The organism is Serratia microhaemolytica (assembly GCF_004011885.1).
GTDB classification, from domain to species: Bacteria; Pseudomonadota; Gammaproteobacteria; order Enterobacterales; family Enterobacteriaceae; genus Serratia_G; species Serratia_G microhaemolytica.
The window spans coordinates 72,423-93,065 of the sequence record NZ_SBEF01000005.1; the positions used below are offsets into that span (position 1 = coordinate 72,423).

The window sequence follows — 20,643 nt, forward strand, 5'->3', positions numbered from 1 at the left end:
TAAGATGTTCGGCGCGCTCAGTGCGCCCAGTCATTGAAGGACATCTCTGTTGATAGAACAAACCGCCACTAATTTTCTTTTGTACGATTTACACAGCCACACTCGCGCTTCTGATGGCGACCTCACACCCAGTCAACTGGTGCAACGAGCGGTAGAAAAGCGGGTTAATGTACTGGCAATCACTGATCATGACACTATCGATGGCTTAGCTGAGGCAACTGCTACCATTGCTGAGCAGCAGCTAGCGCTGCAACTGGTGCATGGGGTGGAGATCTCGACCGAGTGGGAAAATCATGAGATCCACATTGTTGGCCTTGGTATCGCCCCCTATCACCCTGCATTGACAGCATTTCTCGCCCAGCAGGTCGAGCGTCGTCAGCAACGCGCTGAAGAGATCGACCGGCGTTTGGCCAAAGCGCGTATTGCCAACAGTTACCAAGGTGCGAAACAGTTTGCCACTAGCGCGGTGGTAACACGCAGCCACTTTGCCCGTTATCTGGTACAAATTGGCATTGCAGATAATCTGACCCAAGTATTTGCCAAGTATCTTGCTAAAGGGAAAATCGGTTACGTTCCGCCACAGTGGTGTACAATCGCCGAAGCGATAGCCGTGATCCACCAGGCGGGTGGTCGGGCGGTAATTGCACACCCGGGCCGTTACGATCTGAGTGCAAAATGGCTGAAACGCCTATTGGCTGATTTTGCCGAACAGGGGGGAGATGCGATGGAAATTGCCCAGTGCCAGCAGGCACCGGCAGAGCGTCAGCTACTGGCGAGTTACGCGCGAGAATATCAACTACTTGCCTCTCAAGGTTCTGATTTTCATGGTGTCTGCCCTTGGATTGAACTGGGGCGCAAGTTATGGCTACCCAGCGGGGTTGAACCTGTATGGCACGATTGGCCACATACTCGCAATCCCGCTGAACAGCGGTCAGGCTAACAGCTTATTTTGTCAGAGCCATTTTAGTGGTTATCTTGCCGCTAGGCGGTGCTGGAAAAGTAACATTATCCAAGGCGCGCTCTTGCACAGAGTGCCATTGTCGGGAGTAACAAATGAGTCAGCTATTCTACATCCACCCAGACAACCCGCAACCTCGGCTGATCAACCAAGCAGTAGAGGTATTGCACAAAGGCGGGGTTATCGTCTATCCAACCGATTCAGGTTATGCACTGGGCTGCAAACTGGAGGAAAAAGCAGCGATGACGCGCATCTGCCGTATTCGTCAACTGGATGATAAACATAACTTTACCTTAATGTGTCGCGATCTCTCTGAGCTTTCCAGCTATGCCCACGTCGATAATAGTTCGTTTAGACTGATCAAAAATAACACGCCTGGCAGTTACACTTTTATTCTCAAAGCAACCAAAGAAGTACCGCGACGTTTGATGAATGAGAAACGCAAAACCATTGGTCTGCGAGTGCCTTCGAACCAGATTGCACTGGCATTGCTACAGGCGTTGAATGAACCGATGATGTCAACAACCCTGATGTTGCCGGGCAATGATTTTGCGGAGTCAGATCCTGAAGAAATTAATGAATCTCTCGGTAATCAAGTAGACCTGGTGATCCACGGTGGTTTTCTTGGTCAACAGCCCACCACGGTGATTGACCTCACTGAAGGTACAGCGCGCGTGTTGCGTGAAGGTGTTGGTGATGTATCACCCTTCCTGTAACTGATTAACATATTGGTATTAATAGCAGTCAGTGAAGTGGCTTGGAAGCAAACCAGACTGGTATTAAATAAGCCAGCTACCAAACTATAGCGTGCCAATGCTGGTGAAAAGCTCTACAATGCGCCGCCGGTTCAACCCACAGTGGTAGCCCTGGCGCGATGATCAGCGTGTAAATTACCCGCCTATGCGCTAAATAGCTCAAGTGCAGCGCGCAGAAGAACACACTGCCAGTCGCTGGCTGGAACGTGGCTTGCAGCGGCCTGTCAGTGAAAAGGCCAGTAGCGAGTCACTGATGCAGCCACTTGAAGTATAACGAATATAGACTCCCCGACGCCTGTGAAGGCGACACAAGAGGTTGCTCCATGAGCGAAAAACTACAGAAAGTATTGGCGCGCGCCGGACGTGGTTCGCGCCGCGAGATAGAAGCATTGATCGCTGCAGGGCGTGTTAGTGTTGATGGAAAGGTCGCCCAACTGGGTGATCGTGTTGAAGTCACTGCGGCAACAAAAATTCGTTTGGATGGGCATGTTGTCCCAACCCAGCCGGCGACAGAGAATGTCTGTCGTGTGTTAGCCTACTACAAGCCGGAAGGCGAGCTTTGCACACGTAGTGATCCTGAAGGTCGGCCAACGGTGTTTGATCGCCTGCCAAGATTGCACGGTGCGCGTTGGATAGCTGTTGGACGGCTGGACGTAAACACTTCTGGTTTAATGCTTTTTACTACCGATGGCGAACTGGCAAATCGACTGATGCATCCCAGCCACGAAGTGGAACGGGAATATGCGGTGCGAGTATTTGGCCAGATTGATGACGATAAACTCAAGCAACTCAGCCAGGGCGTGCAACTGGAAGATGGCCCAGCAGCGTTTCGATCCATCAGTTTTCAAGGCGGTGAGGGGATCAACCAGTGGTATAACGTTACCTTGACAGAAGGGCGCAACCGCGAAGTGCGCCGTCTATGGGAAGCGGTAGGTGTGCAGGTTAGCCGCTTGATCCGGGTGCGTTATGGTGATCTTTATTTGCCGAAAGGACTACCTCGTGGTGGTTGGAGTGAATTGGATCTGCAAGCGATCAACTACCTGCGTGAGCGGGTGGCATTGAAAGCGGAAACCGTCAGCAAATTACCGGTAGAGCGTGAACGGCGTCGTTTAAAAGCCAATCAGATCCGTCGTGCGGTCAAACGTCACAGCCAGAGTGGCACCAGCAACCGCCGTAGTGCGACCGGAAGTAAACCGACAAAGCGCGGTTAAGCTAATCTAGGCTACTTTCTACATACTGTGTTGTGACACACCACTGCCAGCAGCCTTCTGAGTCATGACTCAGAAGGCGCGTTTCAGCCATAGCGGCGATAGTGATAGCAAACAAGTATCGCTGCAAAATTCAATCCAACCCGTTGAGATGGCTTATATAAATGCCTTGGCATCAAAACTCTCACCGCTTCGACCGATACTGTCGTCACCCATCAGATAGAGATAAAGCGGCATAATATCTGCTGCTGTTTGCAGTAGGCTCTTATCTTCCTGCGGAAAAGCGGCGGCACGCATATCGGTACGGGTAGCACCAGGGTTGATACAATTGACGCGCAACGCATCTGCCTGGTACTCATCAGCCAGAACTTGCATCATTCCTTCAGTGGCAAATTTAGACACGGCATAAGCGCCCCAGTTGGCTCGCCCAGTGCGCCCTACACTGGAACTGGTAAACACCAACGAAGCAGCCGGTGCTTTTAGCAGCAGCGGCAGCAATGCCTGCGTTAGCATAAAAGCAGCATTGACATTCACCTGCATCACCGCCTGCCAGGTTGCAGCAGATAGCTCAGCCAATGGCATAATATCACCGAGCAGAGCGGCATTGTGCAGCAAACCATCCAGATAGGGCAATTGCCCGCTTAACTCAGCAGCCAACTGTTGATACTGCTCTGGCGTAGCATATTGCAGATCCAGTGTAATGATTGCGCGGCAGTTGCCGCCGTTGGCAATAATCTCCTCTTTAACTGCATTGAGTTTAGCTTCGGTTCGGCCAAGTAATAGCAGTTCAGCACCGAAGCGTGCGAAGGTCAGTGCGGCTTCCCGACCGATGCCATCACCGGCACCCGTTACCAAGATAGTCCGTTCTGCCAGTAAATTCTGTTTGGCTTGATAGGCGGCCATTATTCTCTTTACCCCACTAGTGAACCGCTATGCCTACTGCAACGGCGGATATTTTCAATTAATATTTGCCACATTAGCACTATGATTGAAACAATGCGACGGTTGCGAAACCGCATCAACTGACCAGCTAGCATTGGCGAGCGGATCGGAGAAATGTGGCGGTTAACATCGTCAACTTGGCAAACTGTAAATAACAAGGTGGAATTTGTGGAGTTTATATCTGGGTATGGCCTGTTTTTGGCTAAAGTTGCCACACTGGTGATTGCCATTGCGTTATTGGCATTACTGGTTGTCAGTTTGGGACAGCGCAAGGGGCAGCAGAAAGGAGAACTACAACTCACCGACCTTGGTGAGCAATATCGCGACATGCAACGTGAAATGCGCATGGCACGGATGGATCCAGCCGAGCAAAAACGCTGGCATAAGCAATCTAATAAACAGCATAAAAGTGAAGAAAAACAGAAGAAGCAACAGGCGAAAAGCGGAAAGATTGAAGCAAGCAAACCCTGTTTATATGTCATTGACTTCAACGGTAGTGTTGATGCGCATGAAGTTAACTCACTGCGCGAGGAAGTCTCCGCAATCCTCGCAGTGGCAACTGCAGCAGATCGGGTATTGTTGCGTTTAGAAAGTCCCGGTGGCGCAGTGCATGGCTATGGCTTGGCCGCCTCCCAATTAACCCGCTTACGTGAAAAAGGGATCGGTTTAACCATCGCGGTAGACAAAGTGGCTGCTAGCGGCGGCTATATGATGGCGTGCGTGGCTGAGCGGATTGTTGCCGCGCCTTTTGCCATTATTGGTTCGATTGGCGTGGTGATACAGGTGCCGAACTTCCATCGGCTATTAAAGAAAAATGATATTGATATTGAGCTACATACAGCCGGTGAGTTTAAGCGCACACTCACGCTATTTGGTGAGAATACTGAGGCTGGGCGTGAAAAGTGCCGTGAAGAGTTAAATCAGACCCACCAGTTATTTAAACAGTTTGTTCATCAACAACGTCCTTCGCTGGACATTGATAGCGTTGCAACCGGTGAACACTGGTTCGGTATGCAGGCTAAAGAGAAAGGGCTGATTGATGACATTGGTACCAGCGATGATCTGGTACTGGCGGAGATGGAAAATCGGGAAGTGATCCAGGTTCGCTATACACGCCGTAAGCGCTTGGTTGACCGCTTTACCCATAGTGCAGCAGAGAGCCTAGATCGCTTGCTGCTACGTTGGTGGCAACGCGGTGATCGGCCATTACTCTGAGTGACGCTCACTCTGTGTCACTTCATCCAGTGCTGGCGAGTTTCCTGCCAGCACTATCACACTACCGAGAGCACACGCTACCAAGCCGAAAATGCCTGCTGTGGCAGCATCACGGGTGAACTTGCTGGTCAATCTATCAAGTGATACTTTTCTGATAACTGATGTGCAAGATGTTTAAACATATTAAATACCGCAGTGGTTTTTTGTGTCGGAAGCCCGTTGGCATCTAAAAAGAGTTCACCACGAAAAACCAGCACAGCGCCTTTTTGCTCAACATCGTTTGCCTGCATACCCGGTAAATAGTTCTGATGCTGGACAATCATCTGGTTGGCTTCAGCCAGTAATGCTGCACGCTGGATCGGTTGAGTATTGCTGTTCATATCTGCGACTCCTGGCAAAAATCTGAACTTCATTCTAGCCTGTGGTTATGTTCAGCAGCAAATCTGGTCAAGGACGTGGCGTTTTTCGTGCTAATTGGTGTTTTCTTAGGTAGAGTGAGCCTTTTCTGGCGTCAGTTAACGGCGAGAAGTTAATAATATCGGGTATCTACTACTGAAAAACAGTTGATATCTGGTTGAGACGCCGCAATATAGCGAACATTCACCAAGCTACTTAAGGTGCAACGGAAGCAATCTGTGGTAACACAGGGCTGAATGACAACCGTTTAGCGGATCAATCGTAAGTTGCGCTTAGTGTTTATCTTGAAGTAACTTGGCTATCAGTGTGTCTTGCCGCACAGCGTGCGAGAGCGAGTACTTTAGAAGAAATAGAATCAGGTAAAGGTAACTATGGGCAAAGCTCTCGTAATCGTTGAGTCCCCGGCAAAAGCCAAAACAATCAATAAGTATCTTGGCAGTGGCTACGTAGTGAAATCCAGCGTCGGCCATATTCGTGATCTGCCAACCAGTGGTTCTGCAAGCAAAAAGCCTGCAACACCCTCTGAAGAGAAGGGCAAAAAAAGAGTTAAAAAGGATGAAAAAACAGCACTGGTCAATCGTATGGGGGTTGACCCTTACCACGGTTGGCAGGCGCATTATGAAATCTTGCCGGGTAAAGAAAAGGTGGTTGCCGAGTTGAAAGCGTTGGCAGAGAGTGCCGACCACATCTATCTGGCAACCGACCTTGACCGCGAAGGAGAGGCGATCGCCTGGCATCTGCGTGAAGTGATTGGCGGTGATGATAAGCGTTTTAGCCGTGTTGTGTTTAACGAAATCACCAAAAATGCGATCCAACAGGCTTTCAATGCGCCCGGTGAACTGAATATTGATCGTGTTAATGCTCAGCAAGCGCGCCGTTTTATGGATCGCGTGGTGGGCTACATGGTGTCACCGCTGTTGTGGAAGAAAATTGCGCGCGGATTATCTGCCGGGCGCGTGCAATCTGTCGCGGTGCGACTGGTAGTAGAGCGTGAAAGGGAGATCAAAGCGTTTATTCCACAGGAGTACTGGCAACTCCATGCCGAGCTACACGGTGGTGAGACGGCAATCCAGATGGAAGTGACGCACGCGCACGACAAACCGTTTAAGCCGGTCAATCAGCAACAGACTGATGCGGCGATGGCGGTGTTGGAAAAGGCACACTATCGGGTGCTGGAGCGTGAAGACAAACCAACCAGTAGCAAACCGAGTGCACCATTTATCACCTCGACCCTGCAACAAGCTGCCAGCACACGATTAAGTTTCGGTGTCAAGAAAACCATGATGATGGCACAGCGCCTGTATGAGGCTGGTTACATCACCTACATGCGTACCGACTCTACCAACCTGAGTCAGGATGCACTCAATATGGTACGCGGTTACATCAGCGACCATTTCGGTGAACGCTATCTGCCACAAGCAGCGAATCACTACAGCAGCAAAGAGAACTCCCAGGAAGCGCATGAAGCGATCCGCCCATCAGATGTGAATGTGCTGGCAGAGCAACTTACCGAAATGGAGCCTGATGCACAGAAACTGTATCAGTTAATTTGGCGTCAGTTTGTTGCTTGCCAAATGACACCTGCGCAGTACGACTCGACTACCCTAACGGTTAAAGCCGATGATTTCTTGTTACGCGCCAAAGGACGCACATTGCGTTTTGATGGTTGGACCAAGGTCATGCCAGCACTGCGTAAAGATGATGAAGATCGCACACTGCCTGTGATCGAAGCAGGTACTGAGTTGGCATTGCAGCAGTTGTTGCCGAGTCAGCACTTCACCAAACCGCCGGCGCGTTACAGCGAAGCCTCACTGGTGAGAGAATTGGAAAAACGCAGTATCGGCCGCCCCTCAACCTACGCATCGATCATCTCGACGATCCAAGATCGTGGTTATGTCCGGGTTGAAAGCCGTCGCTTCTATGCCGAAAAAATGGGCGAAATCGTGACGGATCGTCTGGCGGAAAACTTCCGTGAGTTGATGAATTATGATTTCACCGCGCGTATGGAAGACGGGTTGGATCAGGTTGCCAACAACCAAGCGGAGTGGAAAGCGGTACTGGATGAGTTCTTCAGTGAGTTCAGCAAACAGCTCGAAGTGGCAGAGAAAGATCCGGAAGAGGGCGGAATGCGCCCAAATCAGATGGTAATCACCAGCATCGACTGCCGGACTTGCAGCCGTAAAATGGGCATACGGACTGCCAGTACAGGGGTATTTCTTGGTTGCTCTGGCTACGCACTGCCACCGAAGGAACGCTGTAAGACAACCATCAACCTCGTGCCAGAAGCGGAAGTGTTGAATGTACTCGAGGGTGATGATGCGGAAACCAACGCGCTGCGCGCTCGGCGTCGTTGTCCTAAATGCAGCACGGCGATGGATAGTTATTTAATTGATAATCAAAGAAAACTGCATGTCTGTGGTAATAACCCACTGTGTGATGGTTACGAAATTGAGACAGGCAGTTTCCGATTGAAGGGCTATGATGGCCCGGTTGTCGAGTGTGAAAAATGTGGTTCTGAAATGCACCTGAAAATCGGACGTTTCGGAAAATATATGGGTTGCACCAACGACAGTTGTAAGAACACCCGTAAAATTTTGCGTAATGGGGAAGTGGCGCCACCGAAAGAAGATCCGGTACCACTGCCCGAATTGCCGTGTGAGAAGTCAGATGCCTACTTCGTATTGCGTGATGGCGCTGCGGGTGTATTCCTAGCGGCGAATAGCTTCCCTAAATCACGCGAAACACGCGCACCTTTGGTTGAAGAGCTGGTGCGTTTTGCGGATCGACTACCGGAAAAACTACGCTATCTGACAGAAGCACCAACGGCAGATCCGGAAGGCAATAAAACGTTGGTACGTTTTAGCCGCAAGACCAAGCAACAGTATGTCTCTTCAGAAAAAGCGGGTAAGGCCACCGGATGGGTCGCATTCTATGTTGATGGCAAATGGGTGGTAGATAAAAAGTAGTCTGGTTTTTCTCATTCGCTCATCTCTGCGGTAGCCAATGCAGAGAGTGAGCGTAGTTTCCTGCTATTAAAAAACTGTTGAGCAGCTTATGCTGCTCAAAATTTTGTCAGGTACCCTGTTGGTTAGTGAACAATAATGTGTGGTGGATCATGTTTTCTCACACTCTAAGTGGAAAAAAAGTTGCGCTTACTCGGCAAACATGCGTTAATTAGCTCGCCTGTGGTACAGATCTATTTATGCACGACATTTTCAGTAAAGTAGTTCACATTTAAGGTGTTATCCTCGATAGCTCTCCTTTAGACGAATTTCCTTTCTAGTGCCTCCATAAGTGACTGGCAACTGGCTGCAACGAGCCCATTGCGGCTTAATTTATTATTGAAGGAATTAGACATGTCTAACATGATCAAAGGTCAAGTAAAGTGGTTCAACGAGTCTAAGGGTTTTGGTTTCATTACTCCTGCAGACGGCGGCAAAGATGTTTTCGTACACTTCTCTGCAATCCAGAATCAAGGTTTTAAAACCTTGGCAGAAGGTCAACAAGTACAGTTTTCTATCGAAAACGGTGCTAAAGGTCCATCAGCTGCTAACGTTACCACGATTTAAACTTGCTTTTGGCGTCTCACAACAGTTAGCTGAATCAGCTTATTGTTGATTGAAAAAGGGTTCATATTGATTATGAGCCCTTTTTTATTGTCTTATCGGTCATTGGCACAACGTAATAGCGCAAAGATGATATTGCGTTTTGCTGAAAGCCTGTACCCCCCGCCTGCCAATAATGCCTTTTTTCTAAAATTGTGCGTTACATCAAAAAAACAGGCTATAAATCGATATAAAAAATTCCATTCACATTGAATAATAATATTAAGCTCCAAATTGAAACGTTTCAGTTTTCATCGTTTGCTATTATTGGTTGGAATTGACGTTTAATATCAGTGGACATCGGCCCTGCAATCTACCTTGTCGGAGCTAACTCCGCGATCATGCTGACAGGTGCTATTTGGATACCACCGTAAGCAGAGCCTGTAGCATACAGGCAACCAGTAAGGATTTTTTGCACCGCAAACGACACAATGACGACGAAAATCGTCCGGATAGGGTAGGCCGTTAACTCGCGGGTAACAAAATGCCTCGTGTTAGGTGAGGTGCTGTACTATGTATTGTATAACAAATGGTTATACTCATGCGTATTAAAAAGCAGTGATCCACTTTTTTGCCAGAAAGAAGCCCCTTACTTGGCAAGGAGAAAAAACATGTTTCAGCTTTCCCCACAACATATTCATTTGACTGCTGAGGCCAGCAGTAAACAGGAAGCGATCCGGCAGGTAGCTGCAGCGTTAACCGCTGCCGGAAGTGTGAGCGAGGGGTATGTTGATGCGATGCTGGCACGAGAGAGACAGGCTTCGACCTATCTTGGTTATGGAATTGCCATCCCTCACGGTACCGTAGAAAGTCGCGATTTAGTGCTGCGCACCGAAGTGCAAGTGTTTCAGTTTCCACAAGGTGTGGAATGGGATGAAGGGCAGCGCGTGTACTTAGTGCTGGGGATTGCGGCACGCAGTGATGAACATCTGGGCATATTGAGCCAGTTAACCGATTTACTCTCTGAACGCTCACTGGCAGAGCAACTGGCCACTGCACAATCAGCACAGGAACTGTGTCGGTTACTGATTGATAAACGGCCTCAGAGTGAATTCCTATTTGATCGCTCGATGGTCTCTATTGACGTAGCCTGTGACTCACTGTTGGCATTGCAGGCATTAAATGCCGCACGCTTACAAAAAGCGGGGGCAGTAGATGCTCAATTTGTCAGTGATGTGATCATTCGCCGTCCTTTGAACCTTGGCCAGGGCATTTGGCTAAACGACAGTACACAAGGTAATTTGCTCAGCGCGGCAAGCATTAGCCGGGCAGCACAGCCGTTTGATGAACAGGGTGAACGGGTTGCTTTACTACTGACTGTCGCGGTGATTGATCAGCAGCCACTGGCGATGCTCAACCGTCTAGGTGATCTGCTACTCACCAATCAGGCTGAGTGCTTGTTGCAGTGTGATGCCGCAGAGTTGGTTGCCATACTCTCGAGCCAGGAATTGCCTGGTCAACACGGGGTAACGGCGGAATATGTCATCCGTAATCAGCATGGATTACACGCGCGTCCAGGTACAGAACTGGTGAATGTGATCAGACAATTTCGCAGCGAAATTAGTATAGTAAATCTCGATGGAAGTGGTAAACCGGCCAATGGTCGTAGCTTGCTGAAGGTGGTTGCACTGGGGATAAAAAAAGGGCATCGCTTACGTTTTACCGCTCATGGTGAGGATGCCAACGCAGCACTGGCAGCAATAGGTGAGGCGATCAGTAAAGGGTTAGGTGAGGGGACGCATGAATAAAAAGGTAGCAACAATTACATTAAATCCAGCATACGACTTGGTTGGATTTTGTCCGGTCATCGAGCGAGGCGAAGTTAATTTAGTAAAAACAAAAGGATTACATGCAGCAGGTAAAGGCATCAACGTGGCTAAAGTACTCAGTAATCTGGATGTCAATGTGACGGTAGGGGGATTTCTTGGTCGTGATAATCGCAAAGGATTTGAGCGCTTATTTAATGAATTAGCCATTGATAACCGTTTTCAACCAGTAGCAGGCTGCACACGCATCAACGTTAAACTGACAGAGAAAAACGGTGAAGTCACTGATCTTAATTTTTCTGGTTTTGAAGTGAGTGCACAGGAGTGGCAGCAGTTTGCACTGGAATCACTTATTTGGTTACAACATTTTGATATTATTGTAGTAAGTGGCAGCTTGCCTAGCGGGGTAGACAGCGAGGCTTTTAGCCAATGGATGGTGCAGCTACGCGCGCAATGTCGTTACCTGATTTTCGATAGCAGCCGGGATGCCTTGGTCGCCGGTTTAAAAGCCTCCCCGTGGCTGGTTAAGCCTAACCGCCAGGAACTGGAAATCTGGGCTAATAGAGCGCTACCAAGCCTAGAAGATGTTGCGATTGCTGCCGACGAATTACAGCAACAGGGGGTTGAACATGTGGTCATCTCACTGGGTGAACAGGGCGCACTCTGGGTTAACAAACAAGGTGGCTGGTTGGCTAAACCACCGATCTGCCATGTCGTCAGTACGGTAGGTGCCGGAGATTCAATGGTGGGTGGACTGGTTTATGGTTTTTTGCTGGGAGAAAGTCAGCAACAGACATTGCGCTTGGCAACCGCGATTGCAGCATTGGCGGTCTGCCAGAGTAATGTAGGTGTCAGTGATCGTGCCCAACTGGCGGCAATGATGGCGCGTGTTGAGTTAACTGCGTTTAGTTGGCGGAGATAGAATGAAAGCAATGCTATTGGTAGATAGTTCACGCGGACAGGCATGTTCTCATCTGATAAAGCATATGCTTGCATTTGCGGTACGCAAAACCGATTTAAAACTGGTTGATTCACTCAGCGATGCTCAGTTGGTGGTCGTTGCAGCGGATCATCTCGCGGCCGACGCCAGTCTGAACGGCAAACTACTCTATCGTGGTGATATTGCGACTGCACTACGTGATCCGAATGCTTTTCTTCATAGCGCCCTGGTGGATGCCAAACCTTACACTTTCGAGCCGGATCGCACGGCAGAACAACAACCCAAACGAATCATTGCCGTGACAGCCTGCCCAACTGGCGTTGCGCACACTTTTATGGCAGCAGAGGCGATTGAACGTGAAGCCACTAGCCGTGGTTGGTGGGTGAAAGTGGAAACGCGCGGTGCAATCGGCACTGAAAACAGCGTGACATCTGAGGAGATCATGGCTGCTGACTTTGTACTGGTGGCGGCGGATATTGACATTGATCTGGAAAAGTTTGCGCATAAACCGATCTACCGCACCACAACACGGCTGGCATTAATGAGAACGGCACAAGAATTAGACAATGCGCAACATCAGGCCGAATACCAGACAGAACAACCAGTAACAGATGCAGTGGATAAGCAGCGAAAAACAGGCAACTATCGACATCTACTCACCGGCGTCTCTTATATGCTACCGATGGTGGTAGCTGGTGGGTTATCGATTGCGCTCTCTTATATTTTTGGCATAACCGCGTATGAACAACCAGACTCATTCGCGGCAGCATTAATGCAGATTGGTGGTGGCAGCGCATTTATGCTAATGGTGCCGGTGTTGGCGGGTTATATTGCGTTTTCGATTGCTGATCGCCCAGGGTTAACCCCGGGCCTGATCGGCGGTATGTTGGCAGTCAATATCGAAGCTGGTTTTCTCGGTGGTATTGTTGCCGGTTTTCTGGCGGGCTATCTGGCTAAGATGATCAATACCCGGTTGCGTTTGCCAGCAACGATGGAAGCACTAAAACCGATCTTAATCGTGCCGCTGGTTGCCAGTCTGGTCACTGGGCTCGTGATGATCTACCTGCTCGGCACACCGATTGCCAGCCTGATGGTTGGGTTAACCGAGTGGTTACAATCGTTGGGGCGCAGCAATGCGATCCTGCTGGGAGCGATACTCGGTGGCATGATGTGTACCGACATGGGCGGACCGGTAAATAAAGTCGCTTATGCATCCGGAGTTGCGCTGCTTAGCGCCGCAGTTTATGCGCCGATGGCCGCGATCATGGCTGCTGGCATGGTTCCACCACTCGCGATGGGACTAGCAACACTATTGGCGCCGAAAAAATTTGAAAAGTCAGAGAAAGAGGCTGGAAAAGCTGCGATTGTATTGGGGCTATGTTTTATCAGCGAAGGTGCAATCCCATTTGCGGCGCGTGATCCGATGCGAGTGTTGCCGTGTTGCATTGTCGGTGGTGCGGTCAGTGGGGCGTTATCGATGGCTTTTGGTGCCAAACTGATGGCACCGCATGGCGGGTTATTTGTGTTATTGATACCGGGCGCCATCTCTTCCATGCTTTGGTATCTACTGGCGATCATCATTGGCACCTTGTTGGCGGGCGTCAGCTATAGTGTGCTGAAACGCTCCTGTGCGCTGTAGGCACCTCAACCACCGTTGCCACACTTGTCTCTCCTAGATTCTGATGAGCAGCTATGCCTTGTGATGCATTTCGGGTTTGAAGCGAGTCTAGATTTGAATGGAAGCAGCACACAATGTGAGTGCAAAGCCGCACCGCTCAACCCCTTCTCGGCGGTGCGGCTTTGCAGTACGCAGTCAATTAAAGCGACGGTGAGAGCTGTTGGCTCTTTAACCAAGCTATCTCCTGATGCCAGATAGAGGGATCGACCGTCTCAAGGATCAACGGGATCTGGTCAAAGCGTGCATCACGCATAATGTAACTGAACACGGTGTGACCGATGTTGCCTGCCCCCAGACTGTGATGGCGATCAACCCGGCTGTTAAAAGCGCTCTTGGCATCATTAAGATGCATAGCACGTAAATAGCGAAAACCGACAATATCATCAAATAGTTGGAAAGTGTGCTGACAGTCCTGTTCGGTGCGCAGGTCATAACCGGCAGCAAAGGCATGGCAGGTATCAATACACACACCGACACGGCTCTTATCCTCCACTTGCTCGATAATGGTGGCTAACTGCTCAAACTTAAAGCCTAAATTGCTACCTTGCCCAGCGGTATTCTCGATCACTGCGGTAACATCACGGGTTTGATCGAGCGCCCAGTTAATTGACTCCGCGATCCGTGCCAAACATTTGTCTTCATCGATTTGCATCAGATGGCTGCCGGGATGAAAATTCAGCAGCGTTAACCCCAATTGTTCACAGCGTTGCATCTCATCCAGAAAGGCAGCGCGCGACTTCTCCAGCCCCTCCTGTTCAGGATGGCCAAGATTAATCAGATAACTGTCGTGCGGTAATATTTGTGCCGCATGATAGCCGTATTGTCTACAGGCCTGCTTAAACTTTTCAATCGTCTCACTGCTCAAGGCAGCGGCTTTCCACTGGCGCTGGTTCTTGGTAAACAGCGCAAAAGCCGTCGCCTGCAGTTCGTGTGCACGTAGCACCGCCAGATCAACCCCACCTGCTGCACTGACATGTGCACCGACAAACTTCATGTTTACTCTCCTACTGTGCTAATAATCACAATTGCGTTATTAAGGTATCTTATATCAGTACATTCAGACTAGTTCGCTGAGCGCTATTTGTTACAATTCGCCCTCATTTTCGACCAGTGAAGCAGGATAAAAATGGCTCAAAAAGAGATAAAAAGTGTCGGTCAAACGAATGACCGACTACGCCGTGTGTTGAAAGCACGGCATTTAACCATGATAGCGATTGGTGGTTCTATTGGTACTGGTTTATTTGTGGGTTCAGGGGCAGCAGTTTCACAGGCAGGCCCAGGCGGAGCCCTGCTATGTTATGCCTTAATTGGTTTGATGGTTTATTTTCTGATGACCAGCCTTGGTGAGTTGGCAGCATTTATGCCAGTTTCCGGTTCATTTTCCACCTATGGCGCAAAATATGTAGAAGAAGGATTCGGTTTTGCGCTCGGCTGGAACTACTGGTACAACTGGGCAGTGGCGGTAGCAGTTGACCTAGTGGCAGCACAACTGGTAATGAACTACTGGTTTCCCGACACCTCAGGCTGGATCTGGAGCGCACTGTTCCTTGGCCTAATATTCCTGCTGAACTACATCTCAGTGAAGGGATTTGGTGAAGCTGAATATTGGTTCTCATTGATCAAAGTGACTACGGTAGTGGTTTTCATCGTACTGGGCGTGCTGATGATTGTCGGGATACTCAAGGGTGGAGAACAGGCCGGCTGGCAGAACTGGACAATTGGCGATGCTCCCTTTTCCGGGGGATTTGCTGCCATGATCGGTGTCGCGATGATTGTTGGGTTCTCTTTCCAAGGGACGGAATTGGTCGGCATCGCTGCCGGTGAATCGAAAGATCCGGCGAAGAATATTCCGCGTGCAGTGAAGCAGGTATTTTGGCGTATCTTGCTGTTTTATATCTTTGCCATTCTAGTCATTAGCTTGATTATTCCTTATACCGATCCGAACTTGCTGCGTGATGATGTGCAGGATATCAGTGTCAGCCCGTTCACGCTGGTGCTTCAGCACGCCGGCTTGCTTTCAGCGGCGGCAGTGATGAACGCGGTGATTTTAACTGCGGTGCTCTCAGCGGGCAATTCCGGCATGTATGCTTCAACACGGATGCTGTTTACCCTAGCACGGGAAGGTAAAGCGCCACGCATGTTTGCGAAACTGTCAAAAAATGGTGTACCACGTAATGCGTTGTATGCCACCACACTGGTCGCGGCACTGTGCTTTTTAAGCTCAATGTTTGGCAATAAAGTGGTCTATTTGTGGCTGCTGAATACGTCCGGCATGACCGGTTTTATTGCCTGGTTGGGGATCGCTGTCAGCCACTACCGTTTTCGTCGTGGTTACATGCTCAAAGGATTGGATCTGAACCAGTTACCTTACCGCTCCGGTTTCTTCCCGCTCGGGCCTATCTTTGCTTTTGTGTTGTGTATGATGATTACCTTAGGGCAAAATTATCAGGCTTTCCTGCAAGATAAAATTGACTGGTATGGTGTGGCTGCGACCTACATCGGCATTCCACTCTTTTTGCTGATCTGGTTTGGCTACAAACTGGTGCACGGTACACGCATGGTGCCGTACAGCGAAATGGAGTTTCCAAAGTGGGAGCAGGATAACTGATTGTTATCTTGACTGATAACGTATTGAGCGTGTTAACTGGCACCATCTCGGCTTCGAGCCTGGTGCCACAGTTTCCTCGTTAATTGATGACACGGCTGTTAGCGATCAGCGAAATGAGATAACGAGCCTGTTGATCAAAGTGATACCGCCACAGAGACAATGATGATAACTATGGGGTAACGTGATGGATAAATTAGCATTCTACGCAGAATTGAAGCGTGACTTGGCGGCATTGCTCGCGGGTGAGACCGACTTTATTGCCGCTCTCGCCAATACCAGCGCCTTACTTAATCAACGATTGGCAGCGGTAAATTGGGTTGGTTTTTACCTTATTGCCGGTGAGCAACTGACACTTGGCCCATTTCAGGGCAAGGTCGCTTGTACTCGAATCCCGCTTGGTAAAGGGGTGTGTGGTACAGCGGTGGTAACCAAACAGGTATTACGTGTTGATAATGTCCATGAGTTTGATGGACATATTGCCTGTGATAGCGCAAGTAATGCTGAAATCGTGTTACCATTAACCGTTGGTGAACAACTGATCGGTGTCCTTGATATCGACAGTACCGTTTTCCAGCGTTTTGATCATCAGGATGAGGCTGGATTAACGTCTGTGGTTGAACAACTCTGTCTGCAATTGGAGCAGTGTGGTGCTACAAAATATGTTACTGTCACGACAAGTTGAGCTACGGTTAATGTGGCATTTAGCGCTAGGGCGATTATAATGTCGCCTGTTCATGTCTGGTGCTTATCAGCACACCGTTGTAATCAGGAAATTTCATGGAAAATCAACATAAGTTGAACTCAGTTAAAGACGTCATTGCTTTTCTTGCCGAACGTTTCCCGCTCTGCTTTAGTGCCGAAGGTGAAGCTCGCCCATTAAAGATCGGCATTTTTCAGGATATTGTTGAACGGCTACAGGGTGATGAATTGCTCAGTAAGACGCAACTGCGTTCTGCTTTACGGCTGTATACCTCAAGCTGGCGCTATTTGCATGGTGTAAAGGCAGGGGCACAGCGGGTCGATCTAGAGGGGAATTCATGCGGTGAGTTAGAGCAGCAGCATGTTGACCATGCTCGTCAGCAGCTTGAAGCAGCCAAGGCGCGTGTTCAGGCACAACGTGCGGCGCAAAATGCCAAGAAACGTGAAGCCGCAGGTGAAACGGCAGGTGAAGCCACTCGTCAACGCCCGATGACAAAACGGCCAGCAGCGCGTGCTGATAGCAATCGAAGTGCAGACAAACGTAGATCAGCACCCACGACACAACCGCATAAAACGCCAGCACAAAAAGCGCAGCCTCAAAAAGTGCCGTCACAGAAAGCACAATCACAGCAGGATCGCGCAGCCTTGGGCAGCAAAAAAGAGCATAAGCAGCCGGTAGCACAGCCGGTAGCACATAGTGCAGTTGAACTCTCCCAATTGAAAATTGGCCAGCAACTTAAAGTGAGAGCCGGTCAGGATGCAATGGCAGCAACTATACTGGAAATAACTAAAGATGGTGTTCGCGTGCAGCTCTCCTCTGGTTTGGCAATGATTGTACGCGCAGAGCACCTCCAGTTCTGATCCCGAGAGCACCCAAGGCATATGAATAAATTTGTTAAATTAGTCGCTGTTGCGGCACTGGTGTGGTCTGGGATGGCCACTGCTGCGGATTTGGCCAAAATCAGCCTGACTGATTTGCCTACACTGACGCAGGAGCCTCAACACTCCACCGTTAGCCAGCGAGTCACAACACGTTTTATACAATCCCATTATCGTCAAATTGCCTTGGATGCCGAATTTTCGGGGCGAATCTTCGATCGTTATCTGAACATTCTCGACTATAACCACAATGTCTTATTGCTCAGTGATATAGAGCAGTTTGCTGATCGACGTGCAACATTAGGTGAAGAGCTGAAAAGCGGCAAACTGGTGACTGCTTACGAGCTGTTTAATCTGGCGCAAAAACGCCGCTTTGAACGTTATCAGTATGCGTTGTCGCTGCTGGACAAACCGATGAACTTTTCCGGCAACGACACCATCGAGCTGGATCGCAGTAAAGCAGCGTGGGCCAAAGATCGCGCAGAACTTGATCGCCTCTGGGCGGCTAAAGTGAAATATGATCAGTTGACACTCAAGCTTGCCGGTAAGAGCGACAAAGAGATCCGCGACACATTGAAAAAACGCTATCACTTTGCCACCAAGCGGTTAACACAAAGCAAAAGTGAAGATGTTTTCAGCCAGATCATGACCGCATTCGCGCGAGAGATTGATCCTCACACCAGCTACCTATCACCACGTAATGCCGAGCAGTTCAACACCGAAATTAGCCTGTCACTGGAAGGCATTGGTGCGGTACTGCAGATGAATGATGAGTACACCGTGATCAACTCGCTGATCCCCGGCGGCCCAGCCAGCAAAAGTAAAGATATTGCGGTCGGTGACTATATCGTCGGTGTTGGGCAGTCAGGCAAGCCAGTGGTTGATGTGGTTGGCTGGCGGTTAGATGACGTGGTTTCCTTAATTAAAGGGCCGAAAGGCAGTAAAGTTCGCTTGGAGATCTTGCCGGGCGGTAAAGGCAGCAAAACGCGCACTGTCACGCTAACCCGTGATCGCATTCGGTTAGAAGATCGTGCAGTGAAGATGGAAGTAAAAAGCGTCAATAATCAGAACGTCGCTGTGTTGACCATCCCTGGTTTCTACGTTGGTTTGACGGAGGATATCAAAACCAAACTGGAGCAGATGGCACAGCAGAATATCAATAATCTGGTGATTGACTTACGCGCTAATGGTGGTGGTGCCCTGACCGAAGCGGTATCGCTTTCTGGCCTGTTTATCTATCGTGGGCCAGTGGTACAGATCCGTGATAACAATGGAAAAGTGCGCGAAGATGCGGATACCGATGGTGTTGTCTACTACAACGGTCCACTGGTGGTACTGGTTGATCGCTTCAGTGCTTCTGCCTCAGAAATTTTTGCCGCTGCGATGCAGGATTACGGCCGAGCCCTGATTGTCGGTGAACCGACCTTCGGTAAGGGAACCGTGCAACAATACCGATCATTAAACCGTATTTATGACCAGATGCTACGTCCAGAGTGGCCAGCATTAGGTTCAGTGCAATATACCATTCAGAAATTCTATCGCGTTGATGGTGGTAGTACACAACTGAAAGGCGTGTTGCCGGATATTGTCATGCCAACAGGCGTCGATCCAGCAGAAACTGGCGAGAGCTTTGAGGATAATGCCTTGCCGTGGGATAGCATTAATCCGGCACGTTACAACCGTGTTGGTAATGTCACACCGCTGATCCCTCAGTTGTTGAAATGGCATCGGCAGCGCATTGCCAACGAGCAAGAGTTTCAGTACATCATGCAGGACATTGCCCGCTACAAAGCGAGAAAAGAGCAGGAGAAAGTGATATCGCTCAATTTTGCCCTGCGTGAAAAAGAGAACCAGGATGATGATGCACTGCGGTTAAAACGTATCAATCAACGGTTGCAGAGCGAAGGGAAAAAGCCGTTGAAATCACTCAGTGATTTGCCAAAGGATTATAAAAACCCTGATCCTTATCTAGCAGAGACAGTGAGGATCGCATTGGATTTCGCTAAACTGCTGAATAAGTCTTAACCTAGCCCCCAGCCTTTGAAACCAGCCTCCCCAACGCCTGGTGTGCAGTGCGTTGGAGAGGTTGCCGATCCTACCGTGAGTTGCTATCTACTGTTTGGTTAACATATAGAGACGAGAGAAATAGATCAGCAATAACGCAGAAATCACATTGCCGATAGCAGTAAATATGACTCTACTGACATCTGGTGTTAATATCATCACCCACATAGCAAGCAAAAGCAGCAGTAACTGGGCTGCCAGCCACAACATTAACCCACTGATAATAAAACTAACGTTAGCAAATGCCATTTTGCAACTGAGCTGGATGGCGTTAAATACCCCTTTGCCTTCGGCAAAATAGATTGCTGGAGATAATGATAGTGAAATCATTATGATAAGCCCAGGGATAATAAATATCGACAACCCTAATGGGATCAGCAGCGCAGAGATAAGTTGCAGCAGCAGCAAACCAGGCAATTGTGGCAGACTAAAGGCCATCGCACGTAACGCACTGACGGATTGACCCGCAGAGGAGAGACGGATCAGTGTCAGTATGCTGCCAGTCAGCAGCAAATTGCCGATGAAGGCAGAAAATGCCAACGCCGACAGCTCTTGCAGTAGGATCCTATATTGCTCGAGATTCAGTTGTTCAATCGACTGTTTCAGATCAAGCTCATTGCTCACAGGCATGGCAGCGCTGAGCAGTTTTAACTGTTCTGCACTCGGGCCGAAAAGCTGATGTAGCAGCACGGTGATCAAGCTGGTTAACAGCGCCAATAATAAAATCATGCTGGTATGGTGGCGGAAAAAGTAGCCACTGTCACGGTACAATCTGAAGGCCGTGATAGACATAGAAACTCCTTGAACGAGGGAGAAAGATAACTTAGGCCCCGATTGTACCTGTTTATTTAGCCTGATGGCAGTGATCTGATGGTGTTGACGGCAAGGTGTTGGGCGATGAAGGTAACC

The 20,643-nt window shown here is 49.3% G+C and carries 18 protein-coding genes; 13 read left to right on the forward strand and 5 right to left on the reverse strand.

Annotated features, from left to right (window positions below):
• Positions 1 to 49 precede the first annotated feature (49 nt).
• The 3 genes from rnm to rluB all read left to right on the forward strand — a co-directional run bounded on the left by rnm (position 50) and on the right by rluB (position 2,924).
• Positions 50 to 940 carry an RNase RNM gene (gene rnm / locus EOJ37_RS04740; protein WP_127958342.1) on the forward strand — a complete coding sequence of 297 codons (891 nt, stop codon included), beginning with the start codon at positions 50 to 52 and terminating at the stop codon, positions 938 to 940.
• A 113-nt stretch (positions 941 to 1,053) separates the two neighbouring features.
• Complete coding sequence (locus tag EOJ37_RS04745; protein WP_127958344.1) at positions 1,054 to 1,674, forward strand: L-threonylcarbamoyladenylate synthase; 621 nt, start codon at positions 1,054 to 1,056, stop codon at positions 1,672 to 1,674.
• 362 nt (positions 1,675 to 2,036) lie between these two features.
• Positions 2,037 to 2,924 carry a 23S rRNA pseudouridine(2605) synthase RluB gene (gene rluB / locus EOJ37_RS04750; protein WP_127958346.1) on the forward strand — a complete coding sequence of 296 codons (888 nt, stop codon included), beginning with the start codon at positions 2,037 to 2,039 and terminating at the stop codon, positions 2,922 to 2,924.
• Between the two features lie 153 nt (positions 2,925 to 3,077).
• Here the strand turns inward: rluB and EOJ37_RS04755 are convergent, their stop codons facing one another.
• Positions 3,078 to 3,824, reverse strand: a complete 747-nt coding sequence (locus tag EOJ37_RS04755) for a YciK family oxidoreductase (protein WP_127958348.1) — start codon at positions 3,822 to 3,824, stop codon at positions 3,078 to 3,080.
• 207 nt (positions 3,825 to 4,031) lie between these two features.
• Between EOJ37_RS04755 and sohB the strand changes: the two genes are divergently transcribed.
• Positions 4,032 to 5,078, forward strand: a complete 1,047-nt coding sequence (gene sohB, locus EOJ37_RS04760; protein ID WP_127958350.1) for a protease SohB — start codon at positions 4,032 to 4,034, stop codon at positions 5,076 to 5,078.
• On the opposite strand, the gene EOJ37_RS14390 is transcribed toward sohB, so the two are convergent.
• Together EOJ37_RS14390 and EOJ37_RS04765 are read right to left on the reverse strand one after the other, a co-directional pair.
• Positions 5,070 to 5,210, reverse strand: a complete 141-nt coding sequence (locus EOJ37_RS14390) for a hypothetical protein (RefSeq protein ID WP_155522479.1) — start codon at positions 5,208 to 5,210, stop codon at positions 5,070 to 5,072. The genes sohB and EOJ37_RS14390 overlap by 9 nt on opposite strands.
• The gene (locus EOJ37_RS04765; protein ID WP_127958353.1) at positions 5,207 to 5,458 is read right to left on the reverse strand and encodes a YciN family protein; all 252 of its coding nucleotides are present in this window, start codon (positions 5,456 to 5,458) and stop codon (positions 5,207 to 5,209) included. Before EOJ37_RS04765 ends, EOJ37_RS14390 begins: the two co-directional genes overlap by 4 nt.
• A 408-nt stretch (positions 5,459 to 5,866) precedes the next feature.
• Between EOJ37_RS04765 and topA the strand changes: the two genes are divergently transcribed.
• The 5 genes from topA (at position 5,867) to fruA (ending at position 13,445) form a co-directional block, all read left to right on the forward strand.
• Positions 5,867 to 8,461 (forward strand): type I DNA topoisomerase, encoded by a 2,595-nt coding sequence (gene topA, locus EOJ37_RS04770; RefSeq protein WP_127958355.1) that lies wholly within the window; start codon positions 5,867 to 5,869, stop codon positions 8,459 to 8,461.
• 390 nt (positions 8,462 to 8,851) lie between these two features.
• Entirely contained in the window at positions 8,852 to 9,064 is a 213-nt protein-coding gene (cspE, locus tag EOJ37_RS04775; protein ID WP_127958357.1) for a transcription antiterminator/RNA stability regulator CspE, read from the forward strand.
• 647 nt (positions 9,065 to 9,711) lie between these two features.
• Positions 9,712 to 10,848 (forward strand): fused PTS fructose transporter subunit IIA/HPr protein, encoded by a 1,137-nt coding sequence (gene fruB / locus EOJ37_RS04780; protein WP_127958359.1) that lies wholly within the window; start codon positions 9,712 to 9,714, stop codon positions 10,846 to 10,848.
• Positions 10,841 to 11,788 carry a 1-phosphofructokinase gene (fruK, locus tag EOJ37_RS04785; RefSeq protein ID WP_127958361.1) on the forward strand — a complete coding sequence of 316 codons (948 nt, stop codon included), beginning with the start codon at positions 10,841 to 10,843 and terminating at the stop codon, positions 11,786 to 11,788. The genes fruB and fruK overlap by 8 nt, the downstream gene beginning before the upstream one ends.
• A gap of 1 nt (position 11,789) precedes the next feature.
• Positions 11,790 to 13,445 carry a PTS fructose transporter subunit IIBC gene (fruA, locus tag EOJ37_RS04790; RefSeq protein WP_127958363.1) on the forward strand — a complete coding sequence of 552 codons (1,656 nt, stop codon included), beginning with the start codon at positions 11,790 to 11,792 and terminating at the stop codon, positions 13,443 to 13,445.
• Positions 13,446 to 13,623: 178 nt separating this feature from the next.
• On the opposite strand, the gene nfo is transcribed toward fruA, so the two are convergent.
• The gene (nfo, locus tag EOJ37_RS04795) at positions 13,624 to 14,478 is read right to left on the reverse strand and encodes a deoxyribonuclease IV (RefSeq protein ID WP_127958365.1); all 855 of its coding nucleotides are present in this window, start codon (positions 14,476 to 14,478) and stop codon (positions 13,624 to 13,626) included.
• Between the two features lie 132 nt (positions 14,479 to 14,610).
• Between nfo and EOJ37_RS04800 the strand changes: the two genes are divergently transcribed.
• The 4 genes from EOJ37_RS04800 (at position 14,611) to prc (ending at position 19,695) form a co-directional block, all read left to right on the forward strand.
• On the forward strand, positions 14,611 to 16,092 hold the full coding sequence (locus EOJ37_RS04800; protein ID WP_127958367.1) for an amino acid permease: 1,482 nt from the start codon (positions 14,611 to 14,613) through the stop codon (positions 16,090 to 16,092).
• Between the two features lie 184 nt (positions 16,093 to 16,276).
• A complete protein-coding gene (locus EOJ37_RS04805; RefSeq protein WP_127958369.1) occupies positions 16,277 to 16,774 on the forward strand; it encodes a GAF domain-containing protein in 498 nt (165 codons plus the stop codon).
• Between the two features lie 95 nt (positions 16,775 to 16,869).
• Positions 16,870 to 17,652, forward strand: coding sequence for an RNA chaperone ProQ (gene proQ / locus EOJ37_RS04810; protein ID WP_127958371.1), 783 nt, complete (start codon positions 16,870 to 16,872; stop codon positions 17,650 to 17,652).
• A gap of 21 nt (positions 17,653 to 17,673) precedes the next feature.
• Entirely contained in the window at positions 17,674 to 19,695 is a 2,022-nt protein-coding gene (gene prc, locus EOJ37_RS04815; RefSeq protein WP_127958373.1) for a carboxy terminal-processing peptidase, read from the forward strand.
• A gap of 87 nt (positions 19,696 to 19,782) precedes the next feature.
• On the opposite strand, the gene EOJ37_RS04820 is transcribed toward prc, so the two are convergent.
• Positions 19,783 to 20,526 (reverse strand): YciC family protein, encoded by a 744-nt coding sequence (locus tag EOJ37_RS04820; RefSeq protein WP_127958375.1) that lies wholly within the window; start codon positions 20,524 to 20,526, stop codon positions 19,783 to 19,785.
• Positions 20,527 to 20,643 lie beyond the last annotated feature (117 nt).